Here is a 13,357-nt window from a genome sequence, read left to right as displayed (position 1 = left end):
GACATGCGTTTGCGAGGTTGTTGCCGTGATCGACCCCGATGGTTTCCGCCCCAATGTCGGGATCATTCTGACGAATGACGCCGGCCAGGTGCTATGGGCTCGCCGTATCAATCAGGACGCCTGGCAGTTTCCGCAAGGGGGCATCAACCCCGAGGAGACGCCGGAAGACGCCTTGTACCGCGAGCTGAACGAAGAAGTTGGCCTGGAACGTGAAGATGTTGAAATACTGGCCTGTACCCGAGGCTGGTTGCGCTATCGTTTGCCGCAACGCCTGGTGCGTACCCACAGCCAACCGCTGTGCATCGGCCAGAAACAGAAATGGTTTCTCCTGCGCCTGATCTCCAACGAGCAGCGGGTGCGGATGGATCTGACCGGTAAACCGGAGTTCGATGGCTGGCGCTGGGTCAGCTATTGGTATCCGTTGGGCCAGGTGGTGACATTCAAGCGCGAGGTGTATCGACGCGCTCTCAAAGAGCTTGCCCCGCGCCTTTTAGCGCGCGACTGACGACGGAGTTCGACCCCGAGCCATGCTCAATACGCTGCGCAAGATCGTCCAGGAAGTTAACTCCGCCAAGGATCTCAAGGCGGCGTTGGGGATTATTGTGTTGCGCGTCAAAGAGGCCATGGGCAGCCAGGTCTGCTCGGTCTACCTGCTTGATCCGGAAACCAATCGCTTCGTCCTGATGGCCACCGAGGGCTTGAACAAGCGCTCGATCGGCAAGGTCAGCATGGCCCCCAACGAGGGTCTGGTCGGTCTGGTCGGCACGCGTGAAGAACCCCTGAACCTCGAGAACGCTTCGGTCCACCCGCGCTATCGCTACTTCGCCGAAACCGGTGAAGAGCGTTACGCCTCGTTCCTCGGTGCACCGATCATTCACCACCGCCGCGTCGTCGGCGTATTGGTCATCCAGCAGAAAGAACGCCGCCAGTTCGACGAAGGTGAAGAAGCCTTCCTCGTGACCATGAGCGCGCAACTCGCCGGCGTAATCGCCCACGCCGAGGCCACCGGTTCGATCCGTGGTCTGGGCCGTCAGGGCAAGGGCATTCAGGAAGCCAAGTTCGTCGGCGTGCCGGGCTCGCCCGGTGCTGCCGTCGGTACCGCCGTGGTCATGCTGCCGCCGGCGGATCTGGACGTGGTTCCGGACAAGACCATCACCGACATCAATGCTGAGCTGGCGCTGTTCAAGACCGCCATCGAAGGCGTGCGCGCCGACATGCGCGCGTTGTCCGCCAAACTCGCCACCCAACTGCGCCCGGAAGAGCGCGCGCTGTTCGACGTCTATTTGATGATGCTCGATGATGCCTCGCTGGGCAGCGAAATCACCACCGTGATCAAGACCGGCCAATGGGCCCAGGGCGCGTTGCGTCAGGTGGTCACTGAGCACGTCAACCGTTTCGAATTGATGGACGACGCTTACCTGCGTGAGCGCGCCTCGGACGTCAAAGACCTTGGCCGCCGTCTGCTCGCGTATCTGCAGGAAGAGCGCCAGCAGAACCTGGTCTACCCGGAAAAAACCATTCTGGTCAGCGAAGAACTGACGCCGGCGATGCTCGGCGAGGTGCCGGAAGGCACGCTGGTCGGTCTGGTCTCGGTACTCGGTTCGGGTAACTCCCACGTCGCGATTCTGGCCCGGGCCATGGGCATTCCGACGGTGATGGGCCTGGTCGACCTGCCGTACGCCAAGGTCGACGGCATCGAAATGATCGTCGACGGCACCCGTGGCGAGGTCTACACCAACCCCAGCGAAGTGCTGCGCAAGCAGTTCGCCGAAGTCGTCGAAGAAGAGAAACAACTGGCGCTGGGCCTCGATACCCTGCGCGACCTGCCGTGCGTGACCCTCGATGGCCACCGCATGCCGCTGTGGGTCAACACCGGTCTGCTCGCCGATGTGGCGCGGGCGCAGAAGCGTGGCGCCGAAGGGGTCGGTCTGTACCGCACCGAAGTGCCGTTCATGATCAACCAGCGCTTCCCGAGCGAGAAGGAACAACTGGCGATCTATCGTGAGCAGCTCGCCGCGTTCCACCCGCAACCGGTGACCATGCGCAGCCTCGACATCGGCGGTGACAAGTCGCTGTCGTACTTCCCGATCAAGGAAGACAACCCGTTTCTCGGCTGGCGCGGTATCCGCGTGACCCTCGACCACCCGGAAATCTTCCTGGTGCAGACCCGCGCGATGCTCAAGGCCAGCGAAGGCCTGAACAATCTGCGGATTCTGCTGCCGATGATCTCCGGCACCCACGAACTCGAAGAAGCCCTGCACCTGATCCACCGTGCGTGGGGCGAAGTGCGCGACGAGGGCACCGACGTGCCGATGCCGCCGATCGGCGTGATGATCGAAATCCCGGCAGCGGTTTACCAGACCAAGGAACTGGCGCGGATGGTCGACTTCCTCTCCGTCGGCTCCAACGACCTGACCCAGTACCTGCTGGCGGTCGATCGCAACAACCCGCGCGTCGCCGACCTCTACGACTACCTGCACCCGGCGGTGCTGCAAGCCCTGCAAACCGTGGTCACCGACGCGCACGCCGAAGGCAAACCGGTGAGCATCTGCGGCGAAATGGCCGGTGATCCGGCGGCAGCGGTGCTGTTGATGGCGATGGGTTTCGACAGCCTGTCGATGAACGCCACCAACCTGCCGAAGGTGAAGTGGATGTTGCGCCAGGTGAACTTGAGCAAGGCGCAGGAGATGCTGGCGGAACTGATGAAGATCGATAACCCGCAGGTTATCCACAGCTCGCTGCAATTGGCACTGAAGAATCTCGGGTTGGCGAAGATGAATTCGCCGGTGGTGAACAAGGCTCTCTAAAAGGCTGATGCCCTCTTCGTCGGAACGCCGCCCGGAGCAGGCTCGCTCCCACAGGTATTCGTATCGATCACGAAACCCATGTGGGAGCGAGCCTGCTCCGGGCGGCGTTCCGACGAAGGCGCCAGTTCAGGCACCGCTAAACCACAACCTCCACCTCGCCCAAATGCCCGCCATACGGCCCAAAGCTGCGCTCAACCATCCGCCGCGTTCCGTCCGCCTGCACAACCAACGCCGTACTCGCCCGCGTCCCGTAACTCTGGCTGGCAATAAACACGCTCGACAACAACGCTTCCGTCGCCATGCCCACTCCGGTATCCGGCAACTCCGCCTCGGGTGCGGTCTGCGCATCGCTCAGCAAGGTCAACAAGCGCTCAGGCTGCGGATCATCCAGCACCGCGCTCAACGCCGCCTTGGCCTTGAGCAGTTTTGGCCACGGCGTATCCAGCCCCGCGTTGGATAAACCATAAACCCCGGACTGCAACATCACCGGCTCTGACGCCCGCGCATTGAAGTGCCACAACTCATGGGCATTGCCCAGCAGCAGATTGAACCCGGCATATTCGGCGGCACGAGCCACCACATCGCTCAAATAATCATCAATCGACAGATCACCTGTGAGAAAGCGCGCCACCAGTTCGCCCCGGGATTTGGTTGCCGGCGGCTGTTGTGGATCGCGGATATTGGTCAGCGCGGCGAAGCGCCCGTTGGCGCCGATCCCCAGCCAGGTGCCGCCAGCTTCAAGATCACGCCCGGCATGCACGTGTGACGCTTCGGGCCATTGCGCCAATGGCAGGGTCGGGCGGGCGTAGAATTCGTCGCGGTTGGCCGCGACGATCAGCGGCTGGGCATGGCTCGGGCGCCAGGCGAAAACAATCAGGCACATAAGGTGGTCCTTGTGTGTTTTTTGCCCACTCTACGCATCCGGCGTCCGTGCATCCATCGCCAGTGGAGCAGAAGGCTGCGCATCCGTTAACATGCCGCTCCTGTTTTGCCGATGCGTGCTGGAGACGGTCATGGAATTTCTGCTCTACCTGGCGCTCGGCGCCTGTGCGGGCGTGCTCGCCGGGCTGTTTGGAGTCGGCGGCGGGATCATCATCGTCCCGGTGCTGGTGTTCAGCTTCACCCTGCAGGGTTTCGATCAGTCGATCCTCACGCACCTGGCGGTGGGCACGTCGCTGGCAACGATCATCTTCACCTCGGTCAACGCCGTGCGTGAACATCACCGTCGCGGCGCGGTGCGTTGGGCGATTTTTCGCTGGATGACCGTGGGCATTCTGCTCGGCGCCGGTTTCGGTGCGCTGACCGCAGAAGCGATCTCCGGGCCGAACCTGCAAAAGATCATCGGCGTATTTGCCCTGGTGATCGCCGTGCAACTGGCGCTGGATGTCAAACCCAAAGCCAGCCGAACGGTACCGGGCAAACTCGGTCTGACTGCCGCTGGAACGGTGATTGGCTGGGCCTCGGCGATTTTCGGCATTGGTGGCGGCTCGCTGACCGTGCCGTTTCTGACCTGGCGCAGCGTGCCGATGCAGCAGGCTGTGGCGACCTCATCGGCCTGTGGCCTGCCGATCGCTCTGGCCAGTGCAGCAAGTTTCATGATTCTGGGGTGGCACGATCCGCTGTTGCCGGCCCATAGTCTCGGTTTTGTGTATTTGCCGGCATTGTTGGGCATCGCCCTGACCAGCATGGTGTTTGCCCGGCTCGGCGCGCGTCTGGCGCACAGGTTGTCGCCGCGCTTGCTGAAAAGGCTGTTCGCCGCTTTGCTGTTCTGCGTGGGTTTGAGCTTTCTGCTCTGACTGCGTGGCAATCCTGGCTTAATCCTGAGGTGGCAGCGTCGCCCGGGAATTTCGCTTTCAACTCTAACAAGGAGTCGCAATGCTGCCTTACCCGCAGATCGACCCGGTGGCCCTGGCCATCGGTCCGCTGAAAATCCACTGGTACGGTCTGATGTACCTGATCGGCATCGGCGGCGCGTGGCTGTTGGCGTCGCGCCGGCTCAACCGCTTCGACCCGACCTGGACCAAGGAGAAACTCTCCGATCTGGTGTTCTGGCTATCGATGGGCGTGATTGTCGGCGGCCGTCTGGGTTACGTGCTGTTCTATGACCTGAGCGCGTACCTGGCCAACCCGACGCTGATTTTCGAAGTGTGGAAGGGCGGCATGTCGTTCCACGGCGGATTCATCGGCGTGATGCTCGCGGCCTTGTGGTTCGGCAAGCGCAATGGCAAGTCGTTCTTCCAGTTGATGGACTTCGTCGCGCCGATGGTGCCGATCGGCCTGGGCGCCGGGCGCATCGGCAACTTCATCAACGCCGAGCTGTGGGGCAAGGCCACCGACGTGCCGTGGGCCATGGTGTTCCCGCCGTTCAGCGATCCGGCGCAGTTGCCGCGTCACCCGTCGCAGCTGTATCAGTTCGCCCTCGAAGGCGTGGCGCTGTTCCTGATCCTGTGGATTTTCTCGCGCAAACCGCGCCCGACCATGGCGGTCTCCGGCATGTTCGCGCTGTTCTACGGCATCTTCCGTTTCATCGTCGAGTTCGTCCGCGTCCCGGATGCGCAGCTCGGCTACTTGGCGTGGAACTGGCTGACCATGGGTCAGGTGCTCTGCGTGCCGATGATCGTCGGCGGGCTGTTGCTGATCTGGCTGGCCTATCGTCGCGCCCCGGCAGCGCCGCTCGCGCCGACGGCTTAAACTACGAACCCCGGCGCGCGACGCCGGGGTTCCAAGGACACAGGTAACTCATGAAGCAATATCTCGAACTGGTCTCGCACGTCATTCAGAACGGCACCAAGCAGGCCAACCGCACCGGCATCAACACCATCAGTTTCCCGGGAGCGATGCTGCGTTTCGATCTGCAGGAAGGTTTCCCGGCGATCACCACGCGCAAGATGGCCTTCAAATCGGCCATCGGCGAGATGTGCGGGTTTCTCCGTGGCGTCAACAACGCCGCTGAATTCCGCGCGCTGGGCTGCAAGGTCTGGGACCAGAACGCCAACGAAAACGCGCAGTGGCTGGCCAACCCGTTCCGTCAGGGCGACGACGACCTCGGCGAAATCTACGGCGTGCAATGGCGCAAATGGCCGGCGTACAAGCAGATCCCGCTGAGCAACATCGCCGCCATCGAACAGACCCTGAGCAACGGCTACAAGCAGATCGCTCAGGGCGAAGAAGACGGCCAGGCCTACGTCGTGCTGTACAAGGCGATCGATCAGGTGCGGCAGTGCGTCGACACGATCATCAAGGATCCGGGCAGCCGCCGCATTCTGTTCCACGGCTGGAACTGCGCCCAGCTCGATGAAATGGCCCTGCCGCCATGCCATCTGCTGTATCAGTTCCACCCGAATGTCGAGACCAAGGAAATCTCCCTGACGCTCTACATCCGCTCCAACGATCTGGGGCTGGGCACGCCGTTCAACCTCACTGAAGGCGCTGCGCTGCTGAGCCTGATCGGTCGCCTGACCGGTTACACGCCGCGCTGGTTCACCTATTTCATCGGCGATGCGCATGTCTACGAGAACCACCTGGACATGCTCAACGAACAGCTCAAGCGCGAGCCGTTTGCCATGCCGAAACTGAAAATCTCCGATCGCGTGCCGGAATTTGCCAAGACTGGCGTGTATCAGCCGGAATGGCTGGAACTGGTCGAGCCGAGCGATTTTTCGCTGGAAGGCTATGAGCACCATCCGCCGATGACCGCGCCGATGGCGGTCTGACAAGTAATACGCCACACCCCTGTGTAGGAGCTGCCGCAGGCTGCGATCTTTTGATCTTGCTGTTTAAAAGATCAAAAGATCGCAGCCTGCGGCAGCTCCTACATTTGGTTTTGTGTTGGGCTCAATGGCCGTGACTACGGCCCACATGGGAATGCTCAACCTCCGTCGCCACAACCCCGCCACTCACTTCCAGCCGCTGCAAGATCCCGCATTGATCCGCCTCCGGGCCTTCGCCACAGCGTTGGCGCAGGTCGAGCAGTTGCGTCTGCAACGCCAATAACCCATCAATCCGCGCTTTCACATGCTGAATATGTTCGTCAATCAGCGCATTGACGCTCTCGCACTGATCCTGCGGGCTGTCGCGCAGGGCGAGGAGGCTGCGGATTTCTTCGAGGGTCATGTCGAGGGTGCGGCAGTTGCGGATGAAGGTCAGGCGCTCGGCGTGGGTCTGGGTGTAGACGCGATAGTTACCGTCGCTGCGCGCCGGTTCCGGCAGGAGGTTTTCGCGCTCGTAGTAGCGGATGGTTTCCACCGCGCAGTCGGTGAGTTTCGCCAGTTCGCCGATCTTCATGACGGTCATCTCCAAAAGGTTGCTTGACCCTATAGTGGCTACAGGGTCTTTACTTGGCAACAGGCACCTTCATGGACGCGACCAATGAGCGATTCCCTGCACACCCACAAGCCCGGCGACGGCCACGATCACAGTCATAAATTGCAGCCCGTGCATAACCATTCGCACGGCGGCGATTCCTGCTGCGCTTCAAAAGCTGCGCCGGCCCCGGTTCATTCGCACGAAGATTCCTGCTGCTCGTCGAAAGCCGCAGCGCCTGCCTTGGTGCAATTGAGCGAAAAGACCAGCGACGATGCGCGCCTGAGCAGCTTCCGCATCGAGGCAATGGACTGCCCGACCGAGCAAACGCTGATCCAGAACAAGCTGGGCAAACTCGCTGGTGTGCAGCAGCTGGAATTCAACCTGATCAACCGCGTGCTTGGCGTGACCCACAATCTGCCGGGCACCGAGCCGATCACCGAGGCGATCAAATCCCTCGGCATGCACGCCGAGCCGCTGGAGGCGGGCGTCGATGCGCCGGCTCCGGCGCCAGTAAAAAAACACTGGTGGCCATTGGCGCTGTCCGGCCTGACCGCGCTGGGCGCCGAAGTCATCCACTTCACCAGTGCTGCACCCGACTGGGTGGTGGCGATTGTTGCGCTGGTGTCGATCCTCAGCGGCGGCCTTGGCACTTATAAAAAGGGCTGGATTGCCCTGAAGAACCGCAATCTCAACATCAATGCGCTGATGAGCATCGCCGTGACTGGCGCAATCCTCATCGGCCAGTGGCCAGAAGCGGCGATGGTGATGTTCCTCTTCACCGTCGCCGAGCTGATCGAAGCACGCTCGCTGGATCGTGCACGCAACGCGATCAGCGGCTTGATGCAGATGACCCCCGAGCAAGCCACGGTATTGCAGGCCGACGGCAACTGGCGCGACCAAGAGGTAAAAAGCGTCGAACTCGGCGCCCGCGTGCGGGTGAAACCCGGCGAGCGCATCGCGCTGGACGGCGCGGTGATCAGTGGCAGCTCGACCATCGATCAGGCACCGATCACCGGGGAAAGCTTGCCGGTGGAGAAAACCATCGGAGACAAAGTCTTCGCAGGCACGATCAATCAGGCCGGGTCGCTGGAATATACGGTGACCGCAGCGGCCAACAACTCGACGCTGGCGCGGATCATTCACGCCGTCGAACAGGCCCAGGGCGCACGGGCGCCGACCCAGCGTTTCGTTGATCAATTCTCGAAAATCTATACCCCGGCGGTGTTCGTCTTCGCCTTGGCCGTGGCGATCATCCCGCCGTTGTTCATGGGCGCGGCGTGGTTCGACTGGATCTACCGTGCTCTGGTGTTGCTGGTGGTTGCCTGCCCGTGCGCACTGGTGATTTCCACTCCGGTGACCATCGTCAGCGGCCTCGCGGCGGCGGCGCGCAAGGGCATTCTGGTCAAGGGCGGCGTGTATCTGGAGGGCGGCTTCAAGCTTGATTATCTGGCGCTGGACAAGACCGGCACGATCACCCACGGCAAACCGGTGCAGACCGATTACCTCTCGCTCGACCGGGCCGCAGACGCCACGGCACCGGCCATTGCCGCCGCGCTGGCCGGACGCTCCGATCACCCGGTGTCGCTGGCGATTGCCAATGCCGCTGTGGATAAAAACTTAAGCGCACTGCCTGTGGACAACTTCGAGGCACTGGGCGGGCGCGGTGTTAAAGGCGACATCAACGGTCAGACTTATCACTTGGGCAACCATCGTCTGGTTGAAGAATTGGGCCTTTGCTCGCCGCAACTGGAAGAGAAGCTGTTCGCGCTGGAAAAACAAGGCAAATCCGTAGTGCTGCTGCTCGACAACTCAGGCCCGCTGGCGCTGTTCGCCGTGGCCGACACGGTCAAGGAAAGCAGCCGCGAAGCGATTCGTCAGTTGCATGAGCTCGGGGTGAAAACCCTGATGCTGACCGGCGACAACGTCCACACCGCGCAAGCGATTGCCGCTCAGGTCGGCATCGACGAGGCGCGCGGCGACTTGCTGCCGACCGACAAGCTGCAAGCCATTGAAGACCTGTACAAGCAGGGCCACCGGGTCGGCATGGTCGGCGATGGCATCAACGACGCGCCGGCATTGGCCCGTGCCGAGATCGGCTTCGCCATGGCCGCCGCCGGCACCGACACCGCGATCGAAACCGCCGATGTCGCCCTGATGGACGACGATCTGCGCAAGATCCCTGCCTTCATCAGCCTGTCGCGCAATACCGCGAGTATCCTGAAACAGAACATCGCCCTGGCGCTGGTGATCAAGGCGATCTTTCTTGCGGTAACCTTTGCCGGGCTCGCCACCATGTGGATGGCGGTGTTTGCCGATATGGGTGTGAGCCTGCTGGTGGTGTTCAACGGTTTGCGCCTGCTGCGCAAATAGATGAGGAAAGAGTGTGCTGAGTGCCGAGCTGAAAGCGTTTTACATGGTCGCCCGCCTGGGCAGCATCACGCTGGCGGCGAAAAAACTCGGCCTCAGCCAACCGACCGTGACCACCCAGATTCGCAATCTGGAAAGCCAGTATTCGGTGGAATTGTTCTACCGCGGCGGGCGCCGTTTAAGCGTCAGTGACGAAGGCGCGCGGCTGCTGCCGATGGTCAAGACCCTGTTGCAGCAAGAGGCGGACATCGAGTTTTTCCTGCGCAACAGCGGCCTGGTGCAGGGCACGTTGCGCATTGCCGCGACGGCGCCGTATTACATTCTCGATCTGGTGAAGACCTTCCGCGAGCGTTTGCCGCAGGTGGAAGTCTCGGTGGAAATCGGCAACTCGCAACAGGTGCTGGAAGCGCTGGAGGATTACCGCGTGGATGTCGCGGCGTCGTCACAGCTACTTGATGATGCGCGGTTGATTCGTCGGGTGCTCGGCACCGATCCGCTGGTGCTGGCGGTGCATCGCAACCATCCGTTGGCCGCGCAGGAACATGTGTCGCTGAGTGCGCTGGCCGGGCATACGTTGTTGATGCGCGAGTCGGGTTCGACCACGCGGCGCTTGACCGAAGAGTTGCTGGCCGGCGCCGGGGTAAGTTTCGGGCCGTTGCTGGAGATCGGCAGCCGCGAGTCGATCCGTGAGGCGGTGCTGCGCAACATTGGCATCAGCATCATTGCCCGGCAGGAAGTGCCGCATGATCCACAGTTGCGCGTGCTGACCATCGAGAATGCGCCGCAGATTCCGGAGTATCTGTATTGCCTCAAAGAGCGCAAGGGCGCTCGTCTGCCGGCGGCGTTCCTCGGCTTGGCACAGGAAATGTCCCCGGCCTGAAGATCAAAAGATCGCAGCCTTCGGCAGCTCCTACAGTGGGAACGCAATTACTAATGTAGGAGCTGCCGAAGGCTGCGATCTTTTGATCCTGAACCAAAATCCCCGAATACCACTATCAGCGGTTTTTGCCTCGCTGCCACATGACGGACGCATTACAACTCTAGGATTGGCCTCATCCGTTTGATGAGGCCTGTCCATGAATCCTGCCATCGCAACTGCCCTGACCAACCCCGGCGCGCCGATGAAAGTGCGCGGCGTGCACAAGCGTTTCGGTGCGTTCACTGCGCTGGATAACGTCTCCCTTGATGTCGCCGCCGGCGAACTGGTGTGTCTGCTCGGCCCGTCGGGCTGTGGCAAGACCACGTTGTTGCGATGCATTGCCGGGCTGGAGCAGCAGGACAGTGGCGAGCTGTACCTGGGCGATCGCGATGTCTCGCACCTCGCCCCGCAAGCGCGGGATTACGGGATTCTGTTCCAGTCCTACGCGCTGTTCCCCAACCTGACGGTCGAGGCGAACATTGCCTACGGCCTCGCCGGCAGCGGTCGTGATGAAGTGCGCCGACGTGTCGGTCAGATGCTGGAGCTGGTCGGCCTCAGCGGCAGTGAGAAAAAGTACCCAGGTCAATTGTCCGGCGGTCAGCAACAGCGAGTAGCACTCGCTCGCGCATTGGCGCCGGCACCGTCGCTGCTGTTGCTCGATGAACCGATGTCGGCCCTCGACGCGCGGGTGCGCGAGCATCTGTGCACTGAGCTGCGTCAGCTGCAACGCAACCTCGGCATCACCACGCTGATGGTCACGCACAATCAGGACGAAGCGATGTTGATGGCCGATCGCATCGCCGTGATGAACAACGGCCGCGTCGAGCAATACGCCACCCCACAGGAAATCTACAACCGCCCGGCCACGCCGTTCGTGGCCGAGTTTGTCGGCCAGGGCAACTGGCTGCCGTTCCAGCGCAGCAGCGACAGTCACGCCCAGGTCGGCGGGATGAATCTGCGTCTGGCCGAGGGCAGCGTGCACGGCGCTTCGGGTCGACTGTTCTGCCGCCCGGAGGCGATCAACGTCAACCCGCTGGTGCACGAAGAGAACCTGTTCCCGGCCAAGGTTCGCGAAATCACTTTCCTCGGCAACCGCTGCCGGATGAGCTTCGAACTCGATCAACTGCCGGGCCATGCGCTGCTCGCCGAGCTCGCGCCAGAAGCCATGCCGCGCCTCGGCGCCCAGCAGATCATGGTCGCCTTGCCGCCGCGCAGTTTGCAGGTGTTCGCCTGATGAACCGCAACCTCGCGCTGCCGCTACCGCACAAGCAGGTGCGACAGTCTTCGAAAGCCGAGATCGGCGATCGCCTGTTCGTGGTCGGCGGCAAAATCCTCCTGCTGGTATTGCTCGGCCTCGCGGTGCTGCTGCCGTTGTTGGCGATCTTCTGGCGTGGCTTCAGCAATGACGCCGGGCAGGGCGGTGGCTGGCTCGCGGCGAAAGAGTTGGTGACCAGTGCCAATTTCCACTGGCTGCTCGGCAACAGCCTGAAAGTGTCCCTCAGCGTTGCGGTCATTGTCGTACCGCTGGCCTACCTGTTTGCCTACGCGCTGCAACGCACGCTGATTCCGGGCAAAGGCATCTGGCGCGGGATCTCCCTGCTGCCGCTGATGGCGCCGTCGATGCTGCCGGGGATTGCGCTGGTCTATCTGTTCGGCAACCAAGGCATGCTGCGCTGGTTGCTCTCGGACAACATCTACGGGTTCTGGGGCATTGTGCTGGGTGAGGTGATCTACACCTTTCCCCATGCGCTGATGATTTTGCTCTCGGCATTGTCGCTGGCCGATGCACGTCTGTTCGATGCCGCATCGAGCATGGGCGCCAGCCCGGCGAAGGCGTTTCGCAGCATCACCTGGCCGGCGACCCGCCAGGCGGTGTTCGCCGCGTTCTGTCTGGTGTTCACCCTGACCATCACCGATTTCGGCGTGCCGGTGGTGGTCGGTGGCGACTATCAAGTGCTGGCGCTGGAGGCCTACAAAGCCGTGGTCGGTCAGCAGCAATTTGGTCGCGGCGCGTTGATCGGCATGGTGCTGTTGCTGCCGGCGCTGTTCAGCTTTGGCGTCGATGCCTGGCTGCGTCGGCGTCACGGTGATTCCATGAGCGGTCGGGCGCAGGTGTTCAAACCGGCGCCGTCGAAAGTGCGCGATGGCTGTTATCTGGCGATTGTCTTGCTGATCAGCGCCGCGTTGATTCTGGTGTTCGGCATGGCGGTGTTTTCCTCGCTGGTGAAATTCTGGCCGTACAACCTGTCGCTGTCGCTCAACCACTATCAGTTCAACGAGACTGCCGGCGGTGGCTGGCTCGCCTACAGCAACAGTCTGAAGATGGCGCTGGGCACGGCACTGATCGGCAGTGTGCTGATCTTCACCGGCGCTTATCTGATGGAGAAAACCCGCAGCCAGCGCGGCCTCAACCTGGCGTTGCGCATGCTCAGCTTCGTGCCGATGGCGGTGCCGGGGCTGGTGCTGGGCCTGGGTTACGTCTTCTTCTTCAATCTCAGCGGCAATCCGCTGCACGTGCTCTACGGGACGATGACGCTGCTGATCGTCTGCACCATTGCGCACTATCTGACCACCGCACAAATGACCGCGACCACCGCGCTGCGCCAGCTCGACGCCGAGTTCGAAGCCGCCGCGCTGTCGCTGAAGGCGCCGCTGTACCGGCATTACCTGCGCGTGACTGTGCCGATCTGCCTGCCGGCGCTGCTGGACATCGTGCGCTACCTGTTCGTCTCGGCGATGACCACGGTTTCCGCTGCGATCTTCCTTTACAGCCCCGACACCATCCTCGCGGCGGTGGCGGTGCTGAACATGGACGACGCCGGCAACGTCGGCGGTGCGGCGGCAATGTCGACCCTGATTCTGTTCACTTCGGCCGGCGTGTCGCTGCTGCTGGCGTGGGCTTCGCGCGGCCTGTTGCGCCGTTCCCAGGCCTGGCGGCAAACCGCGCCAGGTCACTGAT

At 62.1% G+C, this 13,357-nt stretch carries 11 protein-coding genes; 9 read left to right on the top strand and 2 right to left on the bottom strand.

The window, feature by feature from the left end:
• Window positions 1-25: 25 nt before the first annotated feature.
• Window positions 26-505 carry an RNA pyrophosphohydrolase gene (locus tag AB4N53_RS18265; protein ID WP_003229203.1) on the top strand — a complete coding sequence of 160 codons (480 nt, stop codon included), beginning with the start codon at window positions 26-28 and terminating at the stop codon, window positions 503-505.
• Between the two features lie 22 nt (window positions 506-527).
• The gene (ptsP, locus tag AB4N53_RS18260) at window positions 528-2,807 is read left to right on the top strand and encodes a phosphoenolpyruvate--protein phosphotransferase (RefSeq protein WP_064364717.1); all 2,280 of its coding nucleotides are present in this window, start codon (window positions 528-530) and stop codon (window positions 2,805-2,807) included.
• A 136-nt stretch (window positions 2,808-2,943) separates the two neighbouring features.
• Here ptsP and AB4N53_RS18255 read toward each other — a convergent pair whose 3' ends face one another.
• The gene (locus AB4N53_RS18255; protein ID WP_460122147.1) at window positions 2,944-3,690 is read right to left on the bottom strand and encodes an NRDE family protein; all 747 of its coding nucleotides are present in this window, start codon (window positions 3,688-3,690) and stop codon (window positions 2,944-2,946) included.
• A gap of 130 nt (window positions 3,691-3,820) precedes the next feature.
• Between AB4N53_RS18255 and AB4N53_RS18250 the strand changes: the two genes are divergently transcribed.
• From AB4N53_RS18250 to AB4N53_RS18240, 3 genes are all read left to right on the top strand, one after another.
• Window positions 3,821-4,603: a sulfite exporter TauE/SafE family protein gene (locus AB4N53_RS18250; RefSeq protein ID WP_016772682.1), complete on the top strand. Its 783-nt coding sequence runs from the start codon at window positions 3,821-3,823 to the stop codon at window positions 4,601-4,603.
• A gap of 79 nt (window positions 4,604-4,682) precedes the next feature.
• Window positions 4,683-5,498: a prolipoprotein diacylglyceryl transferase gene (lgt, locus tag AB4N53_RS18245; protein WP_016772683.1), complete on the top strand. Its 816-nt coding sequence runs from the start codon at window positions 4,683-4,685 to the stop codon at window positions 5,496-5,498.
• A 50-nt stretch (window positions 5,499-5,548) separates the two neighbouring features.
• Entirely contained in the window at window positions 5,549-6,520 is a 972-nt protein-coding gene (locus tag AB4N53_RS18240; protein ID WP_460122145.1) for a thymidylate synthase, read from the top strand.
• Window positions 6,521-6,641: 121 nt separating this feature from the next.
• On the opposite strand, the gene cadR is transcribed toward AB4N53_RS18240, so the two are convergent.
• Window positions 6,642-7,091, bottom strand: coding sequence for a Cd(II)/Pb(II)-responsive transcriptional regulator (cadR, locus tag AB4N53_RS18235; protein WP_460122143.1), 450 nt, complete (start codon window positions 7,089-7,091; stop codon window positions 6,642-6,644).
• An 84-nt stretch (window positions 7,092-7,175) separates the two neighbouring features.
• Between cadR and AB4N53_RS18230 the strand changes: the two genes are divergently transcribed.
• The 4 genes from AB4N53_RS18230 (at window position 7,176) to AB4N53_RS18215 (ending at window position 13,356) form a co-directional block, all read left to right on the top strand.
• Complete coding sequence (locus AB4N53_RS18230; RefSeq protein WP_460122141.1) at window positions 7,176-9,482, top strand: heavy metal translocating P-type ATPase; 2,307 nt, start codon at window positions 7,176-7,178, stop codon at window positions 9,480-9,482.
• Between the two features lie 13 nt (window positions 9,483-9,495).
• Entirely contained in the window at window positions 9,496-10,359 is an 864-nt protein-coding gene (locus tag AB4N53_RS18225; protein WP_460122139.1) for a LysR family transcriptional regulator, read from the top strand.
• A gap of 196 nt (window positions 10,360-10,555) precedes the next feature.
• Window positions 10,556-11,632 (top strand): putative 2-aminoethylphosphonate ABC transporter ATP-binding protein, encoded by a 1,077-nt coding sequence (locus AB4N53_RS18220; protein ID WP_460122137.1) that lies wholly within the window; start codon window positions 10,556-10,558, stop codon window positions 11,630-11,632.
• Entirely contained in the window at window positions 11,632-13,356 is a 1,725-nt protein-coding gene (locus AB4N53_RS18215) for a putative 2-aminoethylphosphonate ABC transporter permease subunit (protein WP_460122135.1), read from the top strand. The genes AB4N53_RS18220 and AB4N53_RS18215 overlap by 1 nt, the downstream gene beginning before the upstream one ends.
• Window position 13,357: the final 1 nt, after the last annotated feature.

The sequence above is a fragment of the Pseudomonas sp. H3_E04 genome (assembly GCF_054668915.1).
Note: the sequence above shows the minus strand (reverse complement) of the source record. Positions and strands in the feature narration are given on the sequence as shown.